This is a genomic window from Pseudomonas sp. SWRI50 (genome assembly GCF_014269095.1).
In the GTDB taxonomy this organism is placed as follows: Bacteria; Pseudomonadota; Gammaproteobacteria; order Pseudomonadales; family Pseudomonadaceae; genus Aquipseudomonas; species Aquipseudomonas kermanshahensis.
Genome location: NZ_JABWRW010000024.1, coordinates 61223 through 86303 on the forward strand (window position 1 = coordinate 61223; position 25081 = coordinate 86303).

Annotated in this window: 15 protein-coding genes; 8 read left to right on the plus strand and 7 right to left on the minus strand. The window is 62.6% G+C overall.

Going from position 1 to position 25081, the window contains the following annotated elements; translation table 11 throughout:
* Position 1: 1 nt before the first annotated feature.
* The 8 genes from HU750_RS21800 (at position 2) to HU750_RS21835 (ending at position 16475) form a co-directional block, all read left to right on the plus strand.
* The gene (locus HU750_RS21800; RefSeq protein ID WP_186682315.1) at positions 2–949 is read left to right on the plus strand and encodes an NAD-dependent epimerase/dehydratase family protein; all 948 of its coding nucleotides are present in this window, start codon (positions 2–4) and stop codon (positions 947–949) included.
* A gap of 81 nt (positions 950–1030) precedes the next feature.
* Complete coding sequence (locus HU750_RS21805) at positions 1031–2191, plus strand: glycosyltransferase family 4 protein (protein ID WP_186682317.1); 1161 nt, start codon at positions 1031–1033, stop codon at positions 2189–2191.
* Positions 2188–3177 (plus strand): UDP-glucose 4-epimerase family protein, encoded by a 990-nt coding sequence (locus HU750_RS21810; protein WP_186682319.1) that lies wholly within the window; start codon positions 2188–2190, stop codon positions 3175–3177. Before HU750_RS21805 ends, HU750_RS21810 begins: the two co-directional genes overlap by 4 nt.
* Entirely contained in the window at positions 3174–4187 is a 1014-nt protein-coding gene (locus HU750_RS21815; RefSeq protein ID WP_186682321.1) for an MraY family glycosyltransferase, read from the plus strand. Before HU750_RS21810 ends, HU750_RS21815 begins: the two co-directional genes overlap by 4 nt.
* Before the next feature lie 27 nt (positions 4188–4214).
* Positions 4215–6203: a polysaccharide biosynthesis protein gene (locus tag HU750_RS21820; protein ID WP_225935615.1), complete on the plus strand. Its 1989-nt coding sequence runs from the start codon at positions 4215–4217 to the stop codon at positions 6201–6203.
* A 370-nt stretch (positions 6204–6573) separates the two neighbouring features.
* Positions 6574–14076 (plus strand): type I polyketide synthase, encoded by a 7503-nt coding sequence (locus HU750_RS21825; protein ID WP_186682325.1) that lies wholly within the window; start codon positions 6574–6576, stop codon positions 14074–14076.
* Between the two features lie 8 nt (positions 14077–14084).
* Positions 14085–15437 carry an aminotransferase class I/II-fold pyridoxal phosphate-dependent enzyme gene (locus HU750_RS21830; RefSeq protein WP_186682327.1) on the plus strand — a complete coding sequence of 451 codons (1353 nt, stop codon included), beginning with the start codon at positions 14085–14087 and terminating at the stop codon, positions 15435–15437.
* Between the two features lie 294 nt (positions 15438–15731).
* Positions 15732–16475: a hypothetical protein gene (locus tag HU750_RS21835; RefSeq protein WP_186682329.1), complete on the plus strand. Its 744-nt coding sequence runs from the start codon at positions 15732–15734 to the stop codon at positions 16473–16475.
* 511 nt (positions 16476–16986) lie between these two features.
* On the opposite strand, the gene HU750_RS21840 is transcribed toward HU750_RS21835, so the two are convergent.
* From HU750_RS21840 to HU750_RS21870, 7 genes are read right to left on the minus strand one after another with little or no spacing between them, the layout of a single operon-like run.
* Positions 16987–18030 (minus strand): phytanoyl-CoA dioxygenase family protein, encoded by a 1044-nt coding sequence (locus HU750_RS21840; RefSeq protein WP_186682331.1) that lies wholly within the window; start codon positions 18028–18030, stop codon positions 16987–16989.
* Between the two features lie 3 nt (positions 18031–18033).
* Positions 18034–20163: a capsule polysaccharide biogenesis protein gene (locus HU750_RS21845; protein ID WP_186682333.1), complete on the minus strand. Its 2130-nt coding sequence runs from the start codon at positions 20161–20163 to the stop codon at positions 18034–18036.
* Positions 20160–20729: a GNAT family N-acetyltransferase gene (locus HU750_RS21850; protein WP_186682335.1), complete on the minus strand. Its 570-nt coding sequence runs from the start codon at positions 20727–20729 to the stop codon at positions 20160–20162. The genes HU750_RS21845 and HU750_RS21850 overlap by 4 nt, the downstream gene beginning before the upstream one ends.
* 4 nt (positions 20730–20733) lie before the next feature.
* Entirely contained in the window at positions 20734–22281 is a 1548-nt protein-coding gene (locus HU750_RS21855) for a sulfatase-like hydrolase/transferase (protein ID WP_186682339.1), read from the minus strand.
* Positions 22282–22288: 7 nt separating this feature from the next.
* Positions 22289–23065 (minus strand): SDR family NAD(P)-dependent oxidoreductase, encoded by a 777-nt coding sequence (locus tag HU750_RS21860; protein WP_027595982.1) that lies wholly within the window; start codon positions 23063–23065, stop codon positions 22289–22291.
* Entirely contained in the window at positions 23062–24381 is a 1320-nt protein-coding gene (locus tag HU750_RS21865; RefSeq protein WP_186682337.1) for a capsular polysaccharide export protein, LipB/KpsS family, read from the minus strand. Before HU750_RS21865 ends, HU750_RS21860 begins: the two co-directional genes overlap by 4 nt.
* Entirely contained in the window at positions 24321–25061 is a 741-nt protein-coding gene (locus HU750_RS21870; RefSeq protein WP_514132428.1) for a capsular polysaccharide export protein, LipB/KpsS family, read from the minus strand. Before HU750_RS21870 ends, HU750_RS21865 begins: the two co-directional genes overlap by 61 nt.
* Between the last annotated feature and the right edge of the window lie 20 nt (positions 25062–25081).

Consider the following 25081-nt stretch of genomic DNA (forward strand, 5'->3'; position numbering starts at 1 on the left):
ATTGAAGATATTAGTGTTGGGCGCAAACGGCTTTATTGGGTCGCGGTTGGTACGTCTTCTTAAGGAGCAGGCGCTCTCGATTCGTGTTCTGACCCGTAAGCCAGCGCTTTTTGATGCCACGCAGCTAGAGGTATTCGCCGGGGACCTGACTGACCCGCAGTTGAATGTGGATGACGTGCTCAGCGGCTGCGATGTCGTCATCAACTGCGCGGGCGAGATCAGAAATGAACAGCTGATGCCTGCGCTGCATGTTGACGCGGTCGAGCGTTTACTCACTGCCGTGGGCCGTGCGCGCAGCCGCACAGGGCGCGTGCGCTGGGTGCAGTTGAGTAGCGTCGGGGCATATGGCCCGGCGGCTGGCCGTGAGCGTATCGTCACCGAGCAGACGCCAGTCAACCCGCAGGGGACCTATGAAGTCACCAAGACCCAGGCTGATGAATTGATCATGTCTCACCCTGCGCTGCAGGGCGATTTCGCTGATTGGGCTATCCTTCGGCCCTCCAACGTTTTTGCAGACGACATGCCGAACGCTTCTATCCGGCAGCTGGGTGCGATGATTCGCAAGAAGTTGTTTTTTTACGTCGGCTACAAAGAGGCGATTGCCACGTACATTCATGCCGACGATGTTGCTGCCGCCCTCGTGCGCTGCGCCGTAGATCCGCGTGCCTCACGGCAACTCTACAACCTGTCGAATGATTGCCCGTTCAGCGAGGTGGTCAACGCCCTGGCCGCTGCCCACGGGGTGTCATCGCCGCGTTTGAGGGTGCCGGAGGGGGTGGTGAGGCTCGCCGTGTGGGTGGCTGGCAAAGTCACGCGCTTGCCTCTGACACAGGGGCGAGTTGATGCCATGGTCAATAAAACTGCTTACCCGATAGGCAAAATACGCGACGAACTGAATTTTGTGCCGCGCTACAGCGTCCCAGCGCATATCAGCGAAGTGCTGAAATAAAATAGCGATGCGCCAGTGGCCAGCCCAGAGGGCCCAGCAGGCGATAGAAAATAATGAACATGCAAATTGGAACCTCAAGCGATGTCGATCAAAGGCCTAAGGGTGGCGCGAATCTCAACGGTTCCGTTTTTTGTAGTGACCCAGCTCAGTGCGCAACTGCAAGCCCTGGGTGAGGCGGGCGCGCAAGTGCACGTGATTGCCAGCAACGACGAGCTGGTAGGGGCGCTTCAAGCCCGTGAGGACATACGTTTCATTCCGGTCGAGATCGCGCGTGAAATCAGCCCTTTCAAAGATTTGGTCAGCCTGATTCGGCTGGTCGTCTTGTTCCGCAAACAGCGTTATGACATCGTGCATTCCACCACGCCCAAAGCCGGTTTGCTTACGGCAATAGCCGCGAAGATTGCCGGGGTCAAGGTGCGCCTGCACACTTTTACCGGGCAGCCTTGGGTGACCATGAGCGGGGCCAAGAAGAAGCTGCTCAAGCTCTGCGATATGCTCATCGCCAGGCTCAATTCACATACCTTCACCGACAGCGTCAGCCAGCGCGACTTCCTGGTAAGGGAAGGGGTGGTCGCTGCTTCGAGAATTTCAGTGATCGGTTCCGGGTCACTCGCCGGCGTTGATATTCGTCGTTTTGACGCCGCACGGTTTTCGACGTCTGCCAACGACGCAATGCGTCAACAGTTGGGTATTCCAGCGGACGCTAAAGTCTTGCTGTTCGTTGGCAGGGTGACGCCGGAGAAAGGCGTCGGTGAATTGATGCAGGCTTTTTTGAAGCTGCAAGCGCACTACCCAGAGCTTTATCTGGTGCTGGTCGGGCCCTATGAAGCGGACGGCCGCGCCGTGGTCGAGTCTCATTTGACGCCTGCATGTGTTGAGCGGGTGAAAGTGCTGGGCTTGCAAGCTGCGCCTGAGCAGTACATGGCGATCGCCGATCTGTTGTGCTTGCCGAGTTATCGAGAAGGTTTTGGCACCGTGGTGATAGAGGCGGCGGCGATGGGCGTGCCGACGGTAGGCACCGCAATCTACGGTTTAACCGATGCCATTGTGGACGGTGAGACAGGCTTATTGGTCCCCGTGCAGAATGCCGACGCCTTGGCCGAGGCTATTCGATCGCTTTTGGCTGAGCCTGAGCGTCTGAAGGAAATGGCCAGGCACGCCAGGGAGCGGGCTATAAGGGATTTTGATTCAGCACGGTGCTCAGCCTTGTTGATTGAAAAGTACGAAGGATTCAGCTCATGAGTGGCAGTCAGCCGTTATCTTCTTCTCAGCGCGTCCTCGTTACGGGCGCTAGCGGTTTTGTTGGGCGTGCGCTGGTGACGCGATTGCTGGCAAGCAATGACTTTGAGGTCGTCGCGCAGTTTCGCTCCAGCGCCTCTGCGCAGAAGAGCCCGGGAAAAGCCGTTGTCACACCCGCTATCAACAGTGAGACCGACTGGTCGTCGGCGTTGGCTGGGGTGAATGTGGTCGTGCATTGCGCGGCGCGCGTTCATGTCATGAACGAAACCACTGCAGATCCGTTGGCTGCATTCCGCGAGGTCAACGTAGAAGGCACGTTGAAGCTTGCGCGGGAGGCCGCTCGCTCAGGCGTTAGGCGCTTCATTTATCTCAGCTCGATCAAGGTCAACGGCGAGGGTACGGACGGAGCAGCCTTCACTGCCGAAGACGACTGCGGCCCGACCGACCCCTACGGCCTTTCGAAATGGGAGGCTGAAAAAGGACTCATGGAGCTGGCTCAACATTCGGCGATGGACGTCGTCATCGTCAGGCCACCGTTGATTTATGGGCCGGGCGTAAAGGCAAACTTCCTGAAGATGATCCAGTGGGTCGATCGGGGCGTGCCGCTTCCGTTGGCCTTGGTTGATAACCGCAGGAGTTTGGTTGGCCTGGAAAACCTGACCAACTTCCTGATCCATTGCATCGACCATCCGGGTGCAGCGAACCAGGTGTTCCTGATTTCAGATGGAGAGGATCTTTCCACCCCCGCGCTGTTGCGCAACGTTGCGCAGGCACTTGGAAAGCCCTCTCGTCTGCTGCCGTTCCCCGTCACGTTACTCCGTGGGTTCGCTGAACTGCTGGGTAAGCGGGCCGTTGTGGACCGGCTGTGCGGCTCGTTGAGAGTCGACATTGAAAAAAACAGCCGCGTGCTGGGCTGGACGCCTCGATCATCGGTTGCCGAAGAGTTGAAGCGCACTGTTAAAGCTTACCGTGAGCAGGAACCTAGATGAGCCTTTGGTTACTTTTACCCCTGACTGTGATTGTGTCGCTTGTATTGACTGCAGCACTGCGTCGTTACGCACTGGCGACGAGCATGATCGATGTGCCCAATGCCCGTAGTTCGCACACGATACCCACGCCCCGCGGCGGCGGTGTGGCGATCGTCGTCAGCTTTCTCATTGCGCTGGCATGGCTGGGCTATGTGGATGCGATCGACTGGGCTGTTGCTGTGGGCCTGTTCGGTGCCGGCCTGATTGCGGCCCTCGTCGGGTTTCTGGATGACCACGGGCACGTCCCTGCCGGATGGCGGTTGCTCGGGCATTTTGCGGCCGCTGCCTGGGGGCTTTTCTGGCTCAACGGTGCGCCACCGCTGGAGTTTTTCGGCGTTGTTGTTGATTTGGGCGTGATAGGCCACTTGCTGGCGGCCGTTTACCTTGTGTGGTTGTTGAACCTGTACAACTTCATGGATGGGATCGATGGGCTGGCGAGTGTGCAGGCGGTTACCGCATGCCTGGGGGGAGGCCTGCTTTGTTTGCTGGGGGGGCACGTATCGCAACTGTGGCTGTCAGGGTTGATGCTGATGGCAGTGGCGGGCTTTCTGGTCTGGAACTTCCCGCCTGCGAAGATTTTCATGGGGGATGCCGGTAGTGGCTTCCTGGGGATCATGCTGGGCCTTTTCGCGCTCCAGGCAGCGTGGATTTCGCCGGCGTTTTTCTGGAGCTGGATGATATTGCTAGGGGTATTCATCGTTGATGCCACGTGGACGTTGATCCGCCGGCTGTTGCGCGGTGACAAAGTCCATGAAGCCCATCGCAGCCATGCTTACCAGTATGCTTCAAGGCATTATGGGAGCCACCGTACCGTGACCCTCGCTGTGCTGCTGATCAATATAGGGTGGCTGTTGCCCATCGCGTTGTTGGTGGGCTCTGCCCATCTCGACGGTATAGCCGGTCTTGTTCTGGCCTATATTCCCTTGGTGTGTTTGGCGTTAAGGTTCAATGCCGGATTGAAAGAGGCCTGACTAGCTATGGTTCAAGGATACGATAAGATGCGCAGCTGGCTTTTACAGCTAACGCGGCGCCAGAAGCGGCTGCTGCAGCTCTCTACTGACGTAGTGATGATCTGGCTCGCCTTGTGGCTTGCCTTTGTCGTTCGTCTTGGCATCGACGACCTGGCCAATCCGATCGTCGACCACATGTGGCTGTTCCTGTGTGCGCCGGTAGTGTCGATCCCGCTCTTCATTCGCTTCGGGCTGTACCGCGCGGTGATGCGTTATTTTGGTAACGACGCACTGATCGCCATCATCAAGGCGGTCACGCTGTCTGCGCTGATCCTCGGCTTCATCATTTATTGGTCCAGCAACCATCAGAACGTAGTGCCGCGTTCCATCACCTTCAACTACTGGTGGTTGAGCCTGATCATGGTCGGTGGCCTGCGGCTCGCCATGCGCCAGTACTTCCTGGGTGACTGGTTTGCTGCCGCCGTCCAGCACGTCCCGTTCGCTCAACGAGACGATGGCTTGCCACGGGTGGCAATCTACGGGGCCGGCGCCGCCGGTAACCAATTGGCAACGGCGCTGCGCATGGACAAAGCCATGCGGCCGGTGGCATTCATCGACGATGACCCGAGCATTGCCGACCGTGTGATCGCGGGTTTGCAAGTGTATCGCCCAGAGCAACTGCAGCAGTTGATTGACGATACCGGCGCCCAGGAAATCCTGCTGGCACTGCCGTCATCGACCCGCACCCGCCGTCGAGAGATCCTAAACTTCCTCGAAGACTTCCCGCTGCATGTGCGCAGTGTGCCCAGCTTCATCGACCTGGCGAGCGGCAAGGTCAAGGTGGATGATATTCAGGAAGTGGACATTGCCGACCTGTTGGGCCGTGACCCGGTGCCCGCACAAAGCGACCTGCTTGAACGTTGCATCGCTGAACAAACCGTGTTGGTCACCGGTGCCGGTGGCTCGATCGGCTCCGAGCTGTGCAGGCAAATTCTTTCGCAGTCCCCGAAAACGCTGCTGCTGTTCGATCACAGCGAGTTCAACCTCTACAGCATTCTTTCTGAACTGGAACAGCGCATTGCCCGTGAGTCGCTGTCTGTTTGCCTGCTGCCGATCCTGGGTTCGGTACGTAACCAGGCGCAGATGCTCGACATCATGAAAACCTGGCGGGTCGATACGGTTTACCATGCTGCGGCCTATAAGCATGTACCGATGGTCGAGCACAATATCAGCGAAGGCCTGCTGAACAACGTCATTGGTACTTTGCACACCGCGCAAGCAGCATTGCAGGCGGGTGTCGCCAACTTTGTGCTGATTTCGACCGACAAGGCGGTACGCCCGACCAACGTGATGGGCAGTACCAAGCGCCTTGCCGAGATGACCCTGCAGGCCCTGAGCCGCGAGTTGGCGCCCGTACTGTTTGGCGATGGGGGCAATGTTTCGCAGGTCAACAAAACCCGCTTCACCATGGTCCGTTTCGGCAACGTGCTGGGCTCATCGGGCTCGGTAATCCCGCTGTTCCATAAGCAGATCAAGGCCGGCGGCCCGCTGACCGTTACCCATCCGAAAATCACCCGCTACTTCATGACCATTCCCGAAGCCGCGCAGTTGGTGATCCAGGCGGGTTCGATGGGCAAGGGCGGGGATGTGTTCGTACTCGACATGGGCGAGCCAGTGCGGATCGTCGAGTTGGCCGAGAAGATGATCCACCTGTCCGGTTTCAGCGTCCGCTCCGAACGCAACCCCATGGGTGACATCGCTATCGAGTTCACCGGGTTGCGGCCGGGCGAGAAGCTTTACGAAGAGCTGTTGATCGGTGACAACGTGCTAGCGACCCGCCACCCGATGATCATGAGTGCAAGCGAGGACTTCCTCCCTTGGGACGAGCTCAAGGACGCGCTGAACCAGTTGCTGGGCGCGGCCTCTGCAGATGATTTTGTACGGGTGCGTCAGTTGCTGCGTGAAACCGTGATCGGCTATGCCCCGGAAGGGGAAATCGTTGACTGGATTTATCAGCAGCGGCGCTTGGATCTGTAAGCATCCTCTGTGACACAAGGCCGCTCCTTATAGCAGCGGCCTGTTCTACACGATTAGCAGTGCCAGCCATGAGGGCCGCAATGGCCCTCATTAGAGCGGGGCAGCACTACCGCCCAGCGTTAATGTGAACCCCGCAGCACCCCAGGGTTTTCCCCGCCCCCCCAACCCGCGTATCATCCCCTCACACAAATCTGAATATCCCCACGCCTGCTTCAGACCAAAGGTCTTGCGTTCCCAGCGTGCATAGCAGCTTCAGATAACCAGACGATCATCAGTGTCATAAAACGACCTGCCAGATTCATGGCCAGGCCAGGCATGCCGGCTGTCCGACGGATGGGACGGTGCCCGATGAGATTTGAAGGAATAGGTTTTGATTAAGCGTAGAAAGGTTGCAATCGTTGGCTGTTCGTACCGCTTCCCTGGATCTTCCAATGCCAGCTTCTGGCAAAACCTGATGGAGGGGCGCGACCTGGTCACCCAGGTCGACCCTTCTCGGTGGGAGAAATCTGAGTTTCTGCACCCGGACAAGGCCAACCCTGCGACCAGCTACACCTTCGCCGCGGGCACTTTGGGCGACATCAGCGCGTTCGACGCGGGGTTCTTCAATATTTCGCCGCGTGAAGCGGGGATGATGGACCCCCAGCAGCGCATGCTGCTGGAAATGTGCTGGGAAACCTTCGAAAACGCCGGGGTCAAGCCGTCGAGCCTGCGCGGCAGCAACTGTGGCGTGTACCTGGGCATCGCCGGTGTCGAGCAGTCCTACCGGCTGGTCGAAGACCTGGCGTCGATCGATGGTGCAACCGCCACGGGCAACACCATGAGCATTGCCGCCAACCGCCTGTCGTTCTTCTACGACCTGCGTGGGCCGAGCATGGCCATCGACACCGCCTGTTCCTCTTCGCTGGTGGCCTTCCACCAGGCGTGCCAGGCCATCCTCAGCGGTGATGTTGACCAGGCGCTGACCGGCGGCATCAGCCTGCACATGCACCCGTTTGGCTTCATGATCTTTGCCAAGGCGACCATGCTGTCGCGCACCGGGCGCTGCCAGTCATTCGATGAGAATGGCGATGGCTATGCGCGTTCGGAAGGCGGTGGGTTGTTCCTGCTCAAGGACTACGACCAGGCTGTGGCCGATGGCAACACGATTCTGGCCGTGGTCGCGGCCAGTGCGGTGAACACCGACGGGCGCAAGTCCAGCCTGACCCTGCCCAACGCCGAAGCCCAGGCCGCGCTGCTCAAGCAGACCTACGCCAAGGCGGGCATCAGCCCCGACCAGCTCGATTACCTGGAAGCCCATGGTACCGGTACCTCGGTCGGTGACCCGATCGAAACCCGTGCCATCGGCGAAGCACTGGCCCAGGCGCGTGGCAATGGCAACCCGTTGCCGATTGGCTCGGTCAAAAGCAACCTTGGCCACCTGGAAGCCGCGTCCGGTGTGGCGGGCCTGATGAAGGCGCTCAACTGCCTGACCGAACGCACCGTGCCGGCCACCATCGGGGTCAAGGCGCTTAACCCGAATATCGCGTTCGGCGACCTGAACCTGCAGGTGGTCACCGAGCCGCTGCCGCTCAAGCCTGAAGGCCAACTGACGGTCGGCGTTAACTCGTTCGGCTTTGGCGGCGCCAACGCGCACGTCATCCTGCAGAGCCCCGAACCGCAGGCTGCCCCGGCTAAAGCTGCCGAGGCGCGACGCGTACCGTTGCTGCTCAGCGGCAAGACCGAACAAGGCCTGCGCGCCACCGCCGAGCGCTTTGCCGCGTACTTGGCCGCCCACCCGGAGCTGGATTATTACGACGTGGCCTATCAGGCCATGTACCGCCGGGACGCTCACAGCCATCGCCTGCTGCTGGTCAGCGACAATGCCGCCGAAGCCGCCCAGGCCCTGGACGACTATGCCCAGGACCCCACCCTCAGTGAACTGAGCGCGGTGCTCGAAGCCGGCCAGGCACTGGAAGCCGCCTCGGCGCCAGTGTTCGTCTACTCCGGTAACGGCTCGCAGTGGCAAGGCATGGGCCGGGCGATGCTCGGTCAACCGCTGTTTGCTGCTGCGGTGGATGAAGTGGATGCGTTGTTCCAGCCGCTGGCGGGCTATTCGTTGCGCGCCGAGCTGCTGGGTGACAACGGCGAAGGCCGTTATGCCCGCACCGAAATCGCCCAGCCGGCGCTGTTTGCCTTGCAAGTGGCGGTGACCCGCGTGCTGGCCGCCGAAGGCATCCACCCTGTCGCGGTGATCGGCCATAGCGTCGGTGAAGTGGCCGCGGCCTGGGCCAGTGGTGCCCTGAGCCTGGAAGACGCCACCCAAGTGATCTACCACCGCAGCCGCCTGCAAGGGCTGACCCGCGGTACCGGGCAGATGACCGCCGTGGGCCTGTCGGGTGAAGCCGCTGGCGAGCTGATCACTGAACTGAAGCTGGACGGCCGCCTGGTCGTCGCCGGTGAAAACAGTGCCCGTGGCGCCACCCTGGCAGGTGAGGTCGACGCCCTGACGCTGCTGGAAGAAACCCTTGCCGAGCGCCAGGTGTTCGCCCGCCGACTGGACCTGGACTACGCCTTCCACTCGCCAGCAATGAACCCGATTGAACAGGCCGTCATCGACGACCTGGCGCACATTCGCCCGCGCGCCACGCAGATCCCGTTCTACTCCACGGTGGTTGGCGGCGAGCTGGATGGCGAGTGCCTGGGCAATCACTACTGGTGGCAGAACATCCGCTTCCCGGTGCTGTTCCAGGGCGCCTTGGACGCGCTGGTGCGCAACGGCCATAACCTGTTCGTCGAGATCGGCCCGCACGCGATTCTGCGCAGCTACGTCACCGATGTGCTGAACCAGTGCGAGCAGCCTGGCCAGGTGGTCGGCACGCTCAAGCGCAACGACCACAGCCCGCTGCTGCTGGAACGCACCGTGGCCCGCCTGCTGATTGCCGGCGTCGAGCCGCAGTGGGCAACGCGCTTCCCGGTTGCCGGGCGCCAGGTACGCCTGCCGAACTATGCCTGGCAGCGTGATCACTTCAGCTTGCCGGTGAGTGCCGAGTCGCACAGCCCCTTGAACCGCAAGCGCGTGCACCCGTTGCTGGGTTACCCCGTCGTCGACCAGCCGCTGACCTGGGAAAACCGCCTGGACACACAACTGTTCCCGACCCTGGCCGACCACAAAGTGGGCGAGTCGGTGCTGTTCCCCGGTGCCGGTTTCACCGAGTTGGCCCTGGCGGCGGCGCAGTTGCACCAGCCAGGTGAGTTCGTTGACATCGAAGAGCTGGAAATCCACAACCCGCTGCTGCTGAGCAGCGAGGGCAGCAAAAAAGTCCGCGTGCACATCGAAGAGGCCGACGGCACGCTGCGCATCATTTCGCGTAACCTGGCGCAGCATGAAGACTGGGTGCAGCACGTGGTCGCGCGCCTGCCGGGCGAAGCCCGTGGCGTCATGCTGGACACCCGTGCGCCGGCGCTGCCACAGCGCCCGGCGGACTTCAGCGGCGAGCAGCACCTGGCACTGACCTGTGCGGTCGGCCTGAACTACGGCCCGGCCTACCAGACCGTCGCCGCGGCTTGGGTAGAAGAAGAGCGGGTGCTGGCGCAACTGGCCGTCCCTGCCGCCATCGAGCACGAACTGGACGCGCTGCACCTGCACCCGGCGCTGCTGGACGGTGCCTTCCAGCTGATTACCGAACTGCTGGCCAGCCGCCCGGGCCGCAACAACGGGCTGGCCTTCATCCCCGTCAAGCTGGGGCGTATCGCCTTCAGCACGGCAGGTGCTGTGCCGGTGCTGGCCGAAGTACGCCAGCGCAAGCGCACCGCGCATTCGCTGTTGGTTGATTTCACCCTGTTTGATGCCAGCGGCGCTGCCGTGCTGGCGATCAAGGATGCGCGCATGCGCGCCGTGCGCCTGCAGTACGACCGCAGTGGCGATATCAAGCGCCTCGGCCACGTTGGCCTGGCCGCACCGGGCAATGCCGTTGCCGTGCAACGCCACGCCGTGGCCGGTACGCCGGTGGCTGACGCGCTGCACAGCCTGGCCGACGAGCCGGCGCAGTTGCGTTACCTCAATGAAGTCGAACCGCTGCTGGATGTGCTGTGTGCCAGCTTTGTGCTCGACCTGGTCGAGCAGGCCGGTGGCCAGCTGAGCGCCGAACAGGTCGCGCTGTGGTCCCAGGGCCAGGGCGATTACCTGGCGACCCTGCTGCGCCACGCCGAGCAGGACGGCAATGTGCTGCGCAACGCCGATGGCAGCTGGCAGTTGGTCGACAGCGACGAGCGCCCGTCGTCGGAGGCCATCTGGCAGGAACTGTTCCAGAGCTACCCCGAGTACTTCCAGATCATTCATTCGGTGGGGCGTATTGGCCGTCACCTGCCGACCTTGCTGACGGGCGAGCAAACGCTCGAAAGCCTGTTGCCGCGCGAAACCAGCGGCAGCAGCTTGGCGCGCCTGGTGCTCGGTGCGGCCGGCCAGCAGCGCCTGCTTACCGGTATCAGCCAAACCTTGGCCTTGCGCCTTGAGCAACTGCCGGCCGGGCAGCGCCTGCGTGTGCTGGAAATCGGCTTTGGCGGCGCATCGTTTGCCGAGCTGCTGTACGCAGGGCTCGACTTCGACCGCATCGATTATGTCTACGCTGTGGCAGAGCCCGAGCTGCAGCAACGTCTGCATGACGATTGCCCTGCGCTGAGCGTGCTGAGCCTGGAGCAATTGGCCGACGCCGGCCGCTTTGACTGGGCACTGGTGCCGACCGACCTCGCCGCACTTGGCGCAGTGGGCGATGCCTTGCGCCAGGCCAGCGCGCAGCTTAACCCCCATGGCCAACTGGCGCTGCTGGGGCAATACCCGGCGCGTTGGGCTGACTTTGTCTTCGGTGGCGAGCCTGATTGGTGGCTGGCTGGCCCGCAGCACGCGCTTTCGCGTCAGCAGGCTCCGGCCTTCTGGAGCCATGAACTGCAACGCCACGGCCTCGGCCCGCTGCACACCGTCGATGCCTTGCCTGGCAGCGCGTGCGGTAGCTACGTGCTGCTGGCCGACAAGCCTGCGGGCGCTGTGCACGCCTCGGCAGAGGTGCCTGTGCAACACTGGGCGGTGCTTGCCGAAGCCGGGCAGGGCGCTGCCGAGTGCTTGGCCGCGCAACTGCGTGCCCAAGGCCAGCTCGTGAGCCTGCTCCTGCCTGGCGATGCGCAGGCGCTGGCTGCACAGCTCAGCGCATTGGACCAGGCGCCAGCGCATGTGCTGCACCTGGCAGGCTTCGACAGCGCCGCCGGCCTAGACAACCAGGCTGAGCGCTGCCTGCAGGCAGCCGCACTGGTACAGGCCTGCGAGGCCCTGGCACTGGCGCCGCAATGCTGGCTGCTGACCCGTGGCGCTGCCGAACACCTGTACGGCACCGACACCGCCGCCGACGTCGCGGCCATCGCTGACGCGGCGTTCTGGGGCTTTGGCCGCACCCTGGCCAACGAATCGGTCAATTGCCGCATTCGCCTGCTGGACCTGGCCCACGCGGCACCAATCGACCACGTGCTGCCCTCGTTGCTGCACGCCGACAGCGAAACCGAGTTGGCGCTGGATGCCGAAGGCCGCCGCTATGTGCCGCGCCTGCGTGTATTGGCAGACCAGCCCGCCAGCGCCGACAGCGCCGCGCAGTGGGTGTGCCTGGGCTTCGACCTGCCTGGCCAGCTTCGTAACCTGCGTTGGGAGCTGCGCGAGCCGCGCCAACCGGCGGCGGACGAGCTGGACATCGCCGTACGGGCCACCGGCCTGAACTTCCGCGACGTGATGTTCGCCCTCGGCCTGCTGTCTGACGAAGCGATCGAGAACGGCTTCTCTGGCCCAACCCTGGGCTTCGAGTTTGCCGGTGTGGTGCAAGGCAAGGGCGCTGACGTGCTCGGCGATTTCGCCCCGGGCGACCGCGTGGTGGGCTTTGGCCCGTGCAGCTTCGCCAACCGCCTGGTGACCAACGCCAACGCCGTGGCACGCATCCCAGAGGGCATGTCGTTCGAAGCCGCAGCGACCATTCCGAGCACCTTCTTCACCGTGTACTACGCGCTGCACCACCTGGCACGCGTAGAGCCGGGCGAGAAAGTGCTGATCCACGGCGCGGCTGGCGGCGTGGGCATCGCCGCGATCCAGATCGCCAAGTGGCTGGGTGCCGAGATCCACGCCACCGCCGGCAGCGACGAGAAGCGCGACTTCCTGCGCCTGCTGGGCGTGGACAACGTCTACGACTCGCGTTCGCTGGCCTATGCCGACCAGGTACTGGCCGCAACCGGCGGGCGTGGCGTCGATGTGGTGCTCAACTCGCTGGCGGGCGAGGCGATCAACCGCAACCTGCGTGTGCTGAAGCCGTTTGGCCGTTTCCTCGAACTGGGCAAGCGCGACTTCTACCAGAACACCCGTATCGGCTTGCGCCCGTTCCGCAACAACATCAGCTACTTCGGCATCGACGCCGACCAGCTGATGAGCGAACGCCCGCAACTGACCCGTCGCCTGTTCGCCGAAATGATGGCGCTGTTTGCCCAAGGCATCCTGCACCCGCTGCCATTCCGCGAGTTCGACGCCAACCAGGTGGTCGAAGCCTACCGCTACATGCAGCAGGCGCGGCAGATCGGCAAGGTGGTGATCACCTACGCCAACCCGATCGAACGCACGGTCGACACCCGCGAACAACCGCTGCGTAACGTGCAACTGGCAGCCGATGCCAGTTACCTGGTCACCGGTGGCCTGGGTGGCTTCGGCCTGCGCACCGCGCAATGGTTGATCGACAAGGGCGCCCGCCACCTGGTGCTGCTGGGCCGCCGTGGCCCGGCCAGTGCCGAGGCCCAGCCGCAGCTGGCGCTGTGGCAGGCTCAAGGTATCGATGTACAGGCAGTGGCTTGCGATATCACGGATGCCGGCCAGCTGCGCGCGGTGTTCGAGCGCATCGCAGCCAGCCCATGGCCGCTGCGAGGCCTGGTGCATGCCGCGACAGTGATCGACGACAGCCTGATCCGCAACCTCGATGGCGACCAGCTGCGTCGCGTGCTTGAGCCCAAGGCCAAGGGCGCGCAGTACCTGCATGAACTGACCCAAGCGTTGCCGCTGGACTTCTTCGTGATGTTCTCGTCGGCCACCACCCTGTTCGGCAACCCCGGCCAGGCTAACTACGTCGCCGCCAACCACTGGCTCGAAGCCTTGGCGCGCCACCGTCGTGCCCAAGGGCTGGCGGCCACCGCAGTGCTGTGGGGCGCGATTGACGACGTCGGCTTCCTGGCCCGCAACAGCCAGATCAAGGATGCCCTGCAAAGCCGCATGGGCGGTGCTGCCCTGCGCGCCGAGGCGGCCCTGGCCCAGCTCGAAGCCATGCTGCTGAGCGGTGACAACGGCCAAGGCGTGCTCGAACTGGACTTCAAAGCCCTGTCGCGCTTCCTGCCGACCGCCACCTCGCCACGCTTCAGCGAACTGGCCCGTGCCCACGGCGGTGACCAGGAAGACGACAACGGCGGTGAAGACATCCAGCGCATGCTGGCCGAGCTTGACGATGCCGAATTGCTCGAGCGCTTTGCCGAGATGCTCAAGCACGAGGTGTGTGAGATTCTGCGCCTGCCGCCCGCGCGCCTGGATGCACAACGCCCGCTGCAGGAACTGGGGCTGGACTCGCTGATGAGTGTCGAGCTGGTGGTGGCCTTGGAAGAGCGCTTCGGCATTCGCTTGCCGGTCATGGAACTCAGTGACAGTTCCAGCATCGATAAGCTCAGCGTGCGCTTGCTTGAGCTGTTGCGCGGTGAAGCCAGCACTGGCGAAGACCAGCTGGCGCAAAACGTGCTCGCCCGTCATGGCAGCGAACTCAGCGCCGAACAAGTGGCTGAACTGAATGCAGAACTGGCCGAGACCAGTGTGGCACCTAACCGATTGATTGACTAAGAGCTCAGATGACAGCCAAAACCCCGACCGGCCTTGGTGGCGACGCCAAGCAACGCCTGATCCAGCAAGCCCTTGCGCGGCGCCGTAACACAGGCGCCGAAGGCGCGGAAGGTGCCACCCTGGAGCAGGTGCAGCAGGCTGCATTGAAGGTGCCTGAAGCGTTTTACCGTTTCGACCAGCACCCGGGTTACCAGCACCTGCGGGTGATGCAACAAACCGCGCAGCGGCTGGGGCTGAGCAACCCGTTTTTCCGCCTGCACCAAGGCACCGCCGGCGCGCAGACCCAGATTGGCGAGCGCGAGTACCTGAACTTCGCCAGTTACAACTACCTGGGGTATTCCGGCCACCCCAGCGTTGCCGAGGCAGCCAAGGCGGCGATCGACCGCTACGGCACCTCGGTGTCTGCCAGCCGCCCGGTCTCGGGTGATCGCCCGCTGCACCGTGAGCTGGAGCAGGGGTTGGCCAGGCTGTACGAGGTGGACGACGCCGTGGTGATGGTCAGCGGCCATGCCACCAACGTCACCACTATCGGCTACCTGTTCGGGCCGCGCGACCTGGTGGTGCATGACGAGCTGATTCACAACAGCGTCCTGCAGGGCATTCAGTTGTCCGGTGCACGGCGTTTGAGCTTTGCGCATAACGACTGGCAGGCGCTGGACCGCCTGTTGAGCGAGCAGCGCCAGCACTTCGAGCGGGTGCTGGTGGTGGTCGAAGGCATCTACAGCATGGACGGCGACTACCCTGAGCTGCCCCGCTTCGTCGACATCAAGCGCAAGCACAAAGCGTTTCTGATGGTGGATGAAGCGCATTCGCTGGGCGTGATGGGGGCTACGGGTAAAGGTATCCGTGAGCACTTTGGCCTGGCGGGTGATGACGTCGACATCTGGATGGGCACCTTGAGCAAGACCTTGGCCAGTTGCGGCGGATATATCGCTGGCAGCACGGCGCTGATCGAGCACCTCAAGTTTCTGGCGCCGGGCTTTTTGTACAGCGTCGGTATGCCGCCGGCGGTCGCAGCGTCGGCCTTGGCAGCGTTGCAGCTGCTGGCGGCGGATAACGGGCGGGTTGCCCAGGTGCAGGCGCGGGGCGAGTTGTTCTTGCGCCTGGCGCGTGAAGCGGGCTTGGACACCGCCACCAGCACGGGGCTTGCGGTGATCCCGGTGATTACCGGCAGTTCGTTCAAGGCGGGGCGGTTGTCCAGTGCGTTGTTCGAGCGGGGCATCAATGCCCAGCCGATCGTCTACCCGGCCGTGCCAGAGCAGGCGGCGCGGGTGCGCTTCTTTGTCTCGTGCGAGCATACGCCCGAGCAGATCCAGCACACGGTGGCGGTGGTCGCTGAAGAGATGGCGCGGCTGGGGTGATGGGGTAAGGCCTGAGGGGCTGCTTGGCAGCCCTTGTGGCGTGCCATCAATGGGCCATCAATGATAGCTGGAATCTGGCCACTGCAAAGCGGCTAGTCATATTAAATCGAAGCAAGAAAAGCCGAACTTACTTCGAGCGCTCTAGTGTTAAACATCTAAATAATTCCTCTTTAAAACGACGCAAAAAAGTGTCTGTGTAAAGTTTGCGTAACGCCTGCAACTTTAAAAAATACGACTATCGTGATCATTAACCGGGCCACCCCCTGGGCCCGTCGTGTATCCGATGGAGTACTTATGAGCAGAGTGACTCTTGCTGCTGTTGTATCGGCGTGCGTCTGCGCCGTGCCAACCGTTTGCGATGCGACTTCTCACACTGCACCGGCTTTTGCGTTTGGCTTACAGGGAAGCTACACCGAGCAGGAATTCACCGGGCACGGTAAAACCGACACGGAACATATGCCAGAAGGCGGCGCATTCATTAACTTCGGCAATAAAATGACGTCAACCGACGGGTTCATTTATCAGGCAGAACTCAGCGGCCTCTATAGCAAGCACCAGAACCAGAAGGTCAAGGACGCGCAGGCCGACCTCGACCTGGGCTGGCGTATTACGCTGGCTGAGCGCCATTCCGTCGACCTGCTGGTGGGCGGCGGTTACAAATGGAACCGCCTGCAGCCGAACAACCGCAAGTACGACATCGACCTCACCAACCGCACGCCTTTTGCCAAGGTGGCGCTGGGTTACAACTACCGGTTCGACACCGCGACCCTACGTTTCGAAGCCGGCATGCGTAAGCTGATCAATGGTGATTCGCAATTGGAGATCCATGGCATCAGCAACGAGAAAGTGGACTTGAAAGATGGCACTCATCCGTTTGCTGAAATGAGCCTGCTGTTCAATCAGGACGGGATGATACCGGTGATTGCCTCGTTGTATTACAGCCGCTTTGAATATGAGTTGGACGGGCAGTTTGCAATGACCCCAACGGATACTCAGGTGCAGGATGAATACGGTATAAAACTTGGCGTCAGTTTTTAATCTTGCACACGCAAGGGTTTTGCAATAATTAATGAAGTGACCCTGAGCCAACCGCCAGGCGCAATCCTTGTAGGAGCAGCCTTGCGCTGCGAAGAGGCCGGTGCCAGCACAATCGATCTTCGCTGCTGCCACTGGCGTCTTCGCAGCACAAGGCTGCTCCTACAGGTGTCTGTGCTGACCGAAGGAATAACTGAACACACGCAAGGGCTTTCGCCAGGCGCAGTCCCTTGTAGGAGCAGCCTTGTGCTGCGAAGAGGCCGGTGCCAGCACAATCAATTTTCGCTGCTGCCACTGGCCTCTTCGCAGCACAAGGCTGCTCCTACAGGTCGGTGCTAAGCGAAGGAATAACTGAGCGCACGCAAGGGCTTTCGCCTGGCGCAGTCCCTTGTAGGAGTAGCCTTGCGCTGCGAAGAGGCCGGTGCCAGCACAATCAATTTTCGTTGCTGCCACTGGCGTCTTCGCAGCACAAGGCTGCTCCTACGGGTCGGTGCTGACCGACGGGATAACTGCCTCAAATATGCGGCGGCTCATAGGCATTCAGCTGCTCCACAAACCGCCAATGGCTCTTCTTGTCAAAACCCATCCAGCGCTTCAGGCGGATGTCCCAGCGCATGTGATGGTTGGCAATCCACGGCAGGGCAAACAGGTGCGCCCCGCGCCAAGGGATGAACGGGTTGCGCCGCAAGCTGGCGTAAATTTCTACCCGGTGGCTGGCCTGGTGGCTGGCGCAGCGGGCATGGAAGCCGGATGTATCGGCCACCACCAGGGTATTGGCAGGCACCGCAAAGCGGCGCGGCTGCGGCAGGCCCAGGGCGGCGAGGTCGGGGGTGTCGATACGGAACGAGCCCTCGCGGTGCATCTGCTCGGTCGAGCGGGCAGCGCCCAGGCTTTGCTGATACTCCCACGCCAGGCGCTCGGGCGTCAGGCGGTGCGACCCCGGCACATAACTGAACGGCCCCTGGTCGTCGGCCACGTCATCCAGGAATAACCACGCCTTGGCGGTGGGGTGGAAGGTGTCTGCGTGCAGGCGAGTTTGCGGGTCTTGGTCGGCATTGGCAGCATCGATGATGATCGACTGCAGCTGATAGGTAATGCCGCCCGTGTTGGACGATGCATAGGCAATCAGGTCCCGTACCCCACGGTCCGCCACAAACGCCGCACTGGCCGGGTTGCTGGCCAGCACATCCTGATCAAGGCTGACCCGGCGGGTAACCGCACGCCCTTGGCGCATCTCCCAACCCGTGCTGCGCAAGGCACCCAATTCGGCGCGCAACGCCGCGAACTGGTCAGCGGGCAGGGCGTTTTCGCGGATGAAAAACCCGTTTTCTTCAAAATGCGCACGCTCGCCGGCATCCAGGCGCGAGGCCAGGGCCTGGCGACGGTAGCTGGCCATGGCCATCGCCAATTGGCGACGCTGCACATGCAGGCCAAGCGCATTGAGCCGCGCACTGCCGAGCACCGGGTTGTTCTCGAACGATTTCGCGTGGGTGGCCAGTTGCATGCAATGCCAGGGGAGCGCCGCATAGCGGCCGATGTCCTTGATCGATACGGGCATGTTTTAGTCCTTTGATGGGGCCAGTGGCCGGCCGCAGCCGAGCATGGTCCGGGAGTAATTGAGCAGCGGCGCCACGCGCCGGTGTTCGGCCAACCGCGCAGGGCGCGGCATCGACAGGCAAGCGAGGGCGTGCCAGGCATCGCAGGGCAAGTCTTGCTGAACGTCGGCATAGCTCGCATAGCGCATCAGGGCGCCGGCTACCAACTGGTCCAGGGTCAGGCGCCGGGTGCGGCGCGGCAGCGGCTGGTGGTCGTGGGTCAACCCCCAGCCGGCGTAGAACGGTGTGCCGTAGGTCACCACCGGCACGCCGCGCAGCAGCGCTTCGAAGCCAGCGGTGGAGCTCAAGGTGTGCAGCGCATCGACCTGGCCGTAGAGGCTGGCGATATCGACACCGCCCAACACTTGGTCAGCCAGGCCCGTCAGTAGCGCCGGGGCAACTTGGCCCTGGCGCTTGCCGGCCTCGACGTCCGGGTGGGGTTTGTAGATGATCCAGGCGTCCGGCAACTGCGCGCGCACCCGTTGCAGCAGGCGCAGGTTGCAGCCTGCGCCGCCGCCACTGCACAGCGCCGAAGCGTCATCTTCGACCTGGCCCACCACCAGCACACGTGCTTGGCCCGGCTGGCCCAGCAACGGCGGAATCGGCCCGCTGCGCAGGTTGAACTTGCTGGTGCCGCTGGCGACGATCTGCGCCCTTAACTGCGCGGCTTCGGCCAGGCTGGCGTCGTCGAAGTCGGTATTGAGCAGCAGCCATTCCAGGTCACTGTCCGACGCGGCGTCATAGTGAATACCGCCACGGTCCAGCACCAACGACAGGGCCGGGCTGTTACTCACCCCCAACCCCGTGGACCGCATGAAGCCGTCCTCGACCCGCCAGATCGGCACCCCCTGCTGGCGGGCGCGTTCTGCCAGGCTGGCGGGCTCCCGCGCCGCCCACACCAGCAGCCGGCCGTTTTCTGCCGCCACCTGCTGCACCAGTTGCGGGCTATCCACGGTAAAGCGCAGCTGGCCCCAGCGGCTGGCAAAGAAGCGGCGAATGTTGTGCTGCTTGTGGCGCTTGACCCCCAGCACTGTGGTAGGCCCGGCAAATTCAGTGTCGCGTGCCTTTTTGCGCGCCAGCTGGCGAGCGACGGTCAGCGCATCGGTCAGCTGGCCGGTGAGCGGGTCGACATAGCGGCAATAACGGATGTACGCCGCCGCCACCAATTGCTCCAGGCTCGGCCGCGCCTGGCGACGGGGGATGGGCATGCGGTCGTCGGTCAGGCCCCAGCCAGCGTAAAACGGCAGCCCGAAGCAGGTCACCGCCACGCCCTGAATCAACGCCTCGAGCCCAGCCTGGCTGGTGCCCACATACACCCGCTGCGCCCGCTTGGCCAGCGACGCCCACGCCACTGGCCGTGCCTCCAGCGGCACGCCCCGGGCTTGCGCGGCGGCCAGCAGGCAGCTGGGTTTCTGCCCGCCCAGGCAGTCCGGGTGAATACGCACCCGCACATCGGCATCAGGGTGCTCGGCCAAGGCGACATCGAGCATGCGCACGTAGTCCGCTTCGCACAAACCGCCACCGGGGATCGAATAGTCGCCCGCCGTCTGGTCAACCACCAGCACCAGCGGCCGCTCACGGCCCAGCGGGTCGTCTGCGGGCAGGTCCTGGGCATTGTTGTACTTGCCGATGCCCGTGCTGCGCATCAGCGAGATCAGCGCGTGCGCGCATTCCAGCTCGTGCTCGGTCAGCGCCTCGGGCTGTTGCAGGATGTTCTCGAGCAGCGAAGGCCGGTCTGCCAGGTAGTGAATACCTATCGGGTCAACCACCATCGACATCGGCGTGTCGCCTTCGATGCCCAGCGACGAAGACCGTAAAAAACCGTCCTCTAGCGCGATATAAGGCAGCCCCCAGCGCTGGCACAACACGCGCGCCTGCGCAGAAGACTGTTTGTAGCCGATACCGGCAATCGCCTTGAGCCCCTTCGGCGCCTTGCTACCCCGGCGCCAGAGCCAGAAGGGCGGGCCCTCGGGCCCAAGAAACTGCGGCAGGTGCAACACCTTCCAGGCAACCCACTGCGACATGATGCCGACCCAACCCGGGCCGTCCACCAGTGCTTGCAAGGCCACTGCTGCCGGCGCTTCAATACGGTTCATGGCACCCCCCGCCACATGCCACGCACCGGCGGGAACGGCACCCAACGCTTGCGGCGCAGGGCAAAGCCATTGTGCAGGTACAGCCGTTTGGCCCGTGGGTTGTTCAGCGGCACTTCCAGTTCGACCTGGGTAAAGCCCAGCTTGGCCGCATGCGCACAGCACGCCTGCACCAACGCCGATCCCATGCCTTGCTGGCGAGCTGCCTTGCTCACGCGCAGCCCATACAACAAGAACGGGTAACGCCACTCGCGCAGTTCGCTCAGGCAAAACCCGGCAAAGCGCACCCAGCCACTGATTAGCCCGAACTCGCGAATGAACGGCCGCCAGTGCAACGCAAATGGCCCACGCCCGTCATGCTTCAAGGCGGCAAAGCCCAGCGCCTGCTCGCCCTCGAAGGCCAGCAGCACGCGGTCCCAGTGGATGGCCCCGCCCAGCAGGCGATAGCGGCAAGTAGGGTTACCAATCAGAAACGCCAGCGAACCGCGCCCCTGGGTCAGCAACTGAGCCAAGGCAGGGTCTGCGGCACGCTCCGGCGCCAGGTCCGATCCCAGAACAATGCGCACCACGTTTTCAGGCTACCCCAGCCACTGCACTGTGCGGCGCCTGGCCCTGTGCGGGCGCCTGGGCGTGTGCCAGCAGTGCGCTGGACAGCTTGTGTACAGCGATGGGGCACGCTTGGCTGCCAGGCTGGCGCCGGTTGGACCAGATCAGGTAGTCAGTGTCGCCGGCCGGCGCGCCGACTGCCTGGTAAACCTCGGGCAGGATCGGTACATGGTCACCAAAGAAGCACAGCAGCGCCTCGTTCGGCTGGCTCAGTAACGTTTCGCGCAGCATGCCAAGCATGCGATCGGCATTGCCGATATGCCGCAGGTAAGGCGCCAGGTCTTGCATGCCCGGTTGCAGCGGGCGGTCGAACCAGGCCGGCAGCTCGTGCTCGGCCACGCTTTCCAGGTGCAGCGGCCCGTGGTTTTCCATGGTGACCGCGTGGATGAACAACGGCTGAGTACGCCCAGGCGCCTCCAGCAGTTCGCGAATCTTCTGCGCCACCGCGCAATCGCCAATGAACGGCCCAGCCTTTTGCGACGGGTTGAACGCGCGCACATCGATGAACTCATCGAAGCCCAACGCCGGCAGCACTTTATTGCGGCCGTAGAACCCACCGTCATACGGGTGAATGCACACCGTGCGGTAGCCCAGCGCCTTCAGCCGCGAAGCGATGCTAGGCAAGCCCCGGCGCGCCAGTACGCGATAAGGGTTGAAACGGTGCACGCCAAGCCGCTCGGAGGGGATGCCCGTGAGGTAGGCGAATTCGGTACGCACCGTGTTGGCCCCCCACGCCGCCACCTGCAGCTTGCCCCGCGCGAGCGCCTGGCTGGCCAGCACGTCATACTCGCCCAGCACCTCAGCCCGCACGCCAGGCCACAAGCCACGCACATCAAAGAACGACTCGCTCTGCACCGACACCAAGTCCGCCAGCCCATTCCCCGTGGGAGCGGCTTTACCCGCGAATGCGCCAGCCGACCTAGCACTACCCTCACAAGCAAACGGCGACCCCAACCCAGCCTGATCAACCGGCGCCCGCGCCGCCCAAAAATACCGCCACAAACTAGCCGCCAACCCCCAGCCCCGCACATCGCGCTCGGCATCAAAGCTCGGCACCACCCGACGATGCCCCAACCGCAGCAACCCCAGGCCAATCACCACCGGCAGCAACGCCTCAACCCACGCCCCCGGCACCTCGAAGCGCAAGCCCGCCCACAGGTAAACCAGAAACCCGACCGCCAGCACTGCCGCCTTGCCAAACCCAAAGAACGGCAAATACAACCGCGGAAACTTCACCGCATCACTGAAGTACTCGAAATCCGCACACACAAACGGTTCGCGCAGCGAGTGGTACTTCGAGTTGCTCACCAGCACGATCAGCACCCACAGCAACAGCAGGTTCACGCCACTGAACAGTGGCCGCGCGGTCAGCGCATACAGCAACCCAAACCCCACGCACCACAACCCCACATGCAGCATCCAGCAGTCAGCCGGGCGGCGCAGGGCAGGGCGGGGTATCAACAAGCGTTCGACCAGCACGGTCAGCATCAGGCCGATCAACGCAACCGGCAGCAGAGAAACATCAATCACTGTACTTCAGCCCACGCAGGATCATCGAAGAAAGCCACTGCGGGATCAGCCCCAGCAGCCAGGTGCCCAGGTTGAGCGGGAACGGAAAACTGATACGCGCCTGGTTAGCAGCCAGCCCACGCTTGATGCGCTTGGCCGCTTTTTCGGCGGTCCACAAAAACGGCTTAGGCCCCGGCATTTCGAAGCACATCTTCGATTCCACGTAGCCCGGCACGATCACATTCACCTTCACCCCTTCCGGCGCCAGCCAATCGCGGATCGCTTCGCCATACACCCGAATCGCCGCCTTGCTGGCACTGTAGGTAGGCGTCACCGGCAGCCCACGCCAGCCCGCCAGCGAGCTGAACAGCGCAATCTGCCCATGGCCCCGGCTGCGCATGGCCGGCAGCGCTGCTTCCACAGTGGCCAGCGCCGCCATCACATTCACCTCGAGCAACGCCCGGCTGTCGTCCCAGCACTCGGCCTCGCCATTGGCGCCCACTGCCGTGTTGAGCCCGGCACCGACCAGCACCAAGTCTGGCTGATGCGCCTCGCTGACCCGCCGCACCATCGCCCGCAGGCCATCCAGGTCGCGCACGTCGATGGCTTCCAGCAGTACCTCGGCGCCCAAGGCGCGGCACTGCTCGGCCATCTCATCCAGGCGGTCCAGGCGCCGGCCTTGCAGAATCAGCGTCACGCCCGGCGCGGCATAGGCAGGCGCCAGCGCGCCGCCGATGCCGCCGGTGGCGCCGGTGATGAGGATGCAGCGGGGTGAAGCGGTGTGGTTCATAGGTATTTTTCGATTCTTGAAGTTTTCGCCATCAGCACTTCGAGGCAATTGGTGACCGCCATGTCGATGCCGCAGCCGGTGTAGAAACCGCCGTTGACCTGGGTGGTGTGGATGACTGTGTTGCGAAAACGATGAAAGAGCTTGATGTCTGGCATGTCCGGGGATTGCCAGAAATCGGCCAGCGCGCCTTGGTGAGTCAGGCCGGGCATGGCGTAGATTGGGTCGGCCAGCGTGATGGTTGGGCGGCCGTGGAGGATGGCTGATGCGCCGGCGGTGCTGTTGATGGTAATCATGCCGGTGATGTGAGAGAGCAATGTCGGCATGTGCCCGCTCTCCATGAATACGACGCGGTCTACCACATCGTACTCGCGCGCCAGCGCTTCGGTGACCTTGCGGTAGTTGACTAGCCCCGGTGTCAACGGGTGGTTTTTGATCAACAGGCGTGCGTTGAACGGCGCGTTCAGCGAAAACGAGTCGATCACATGCCTGATGACCTGGGTCATGTTGGAGAATGGCGAGTGATCGCGAATCTGCGCATCACTGTCCAGTTGCAGCGGTAGTAAGAACGTTGGTTGGCGCTCACGGGCAACATCGGCCACGAGTGCGTCGTCGCGGCTGCGAGCGAGCAAAAGACGCAAGCCCTGGCGAATGAACCCCGCGTATTCCACTGCAGCGTTAAACGGCGCGTGGGTCTGGTATTTCGGGTAGAACAGCGGGTTCAACGCTCCGCTGGCGTGATACAGCACGTCGTGTGCCGCGCGGGCGGCAAAAGACAGCTTGAACGCGTTGCCGTTCTGGTAGCGGGGGATGTACTTGCCCACTTCGCGGTACCAGTCGGGGTCCCTTGGCAAGCGCGAGTTGTTATTGACGCCATCGCGCTCCAGGGTGATCCAGTACGGGCGGAAGTAGCCTTCCTCGAACACGTGCACACGAATGCCCTGCAACCGGGCCAGCTTCACTGCGGTGCGGTGCACGGGGCGGCAATCGCCGAACAGCACCAGGTCGGTGATGTCGAGCTGGCGAAAGACATGGGAATACCAAGCATCCAGGTCTTCAGCCTTTTGCGGGCAACTCATGTTTGGGCCATCAGCACCGTAAAGTTCGTCACCGACATTGAAACGTACACTGTGCACAGTTTGGCCAATGTCACGCAGCCCTTTCGCCAGGCGGCTGAAGAAAGGCGAACTGACACCCTGCAGGAACAGAAAATTGTGCGTAGGGATGCGCAGCAGTGGACCACGCGTCGCCCTCGTATTCAGCCGGTCGGGCGCTTCATGCCCAACAAACTGCTCAAGCGTCGTTTCAAGTCCTGCCATCTGGAGATTGCTCCGAGCTGCGGTAGCCCATGCCAATGTTGTAATTCGTAGAGAGTCTGTTCAGCAGTGGTAAAACGATTGGTGATGCGACTGACATAGGTGGGGTAGAGCAAAAGTGTTCCCGCTACCAGTTGATCAAGTGTCAATTTTCGCGACCTTCGCGCTTGAACCTGCGGTTCCAGTTCACGATCGTCGGTTAGCCCCCAGCCGGCATAGAACGGCTGCCCGTAGGTCGTTACAGGTACGCCGCGCAACAGCGCTTCGAAACCCGACTGCGACGTCAGTACATGCAATTCGTCAACCACTTCCAGCAACTGCTGCAGCGGCGTGTTGCCAATCACCTCATTGCACCAGTGAACTGTTTGCGCTTCGTCATCGCCCTCGGGTCGTGTGCCGGCGAGTACCTCTGGGTGCGGCTTGTACAGCACCCAGGCTAAGGGATTGGCCTCACGCACTGCACGTAGCAGTTGGAGGTTGCTGCGAATGCGCGCGCTGCCGTAGCGAATGGAGGCATCTCCCTCGACCTGGCCGGTGACGAGAATGACGCGTTGCGCCGCTGGAGGACGCTGCCAGGCAGTACCGGGTAGATTGAATCGCCCCTGGTTTCGTAGACACCTCCAAGCCTCATAATGAGGCCCAAATAGGAGGTGCCATGAGTCGTCAGCGTTACCCCGAAGAATTCAAGATCGAAGCGGTCAAG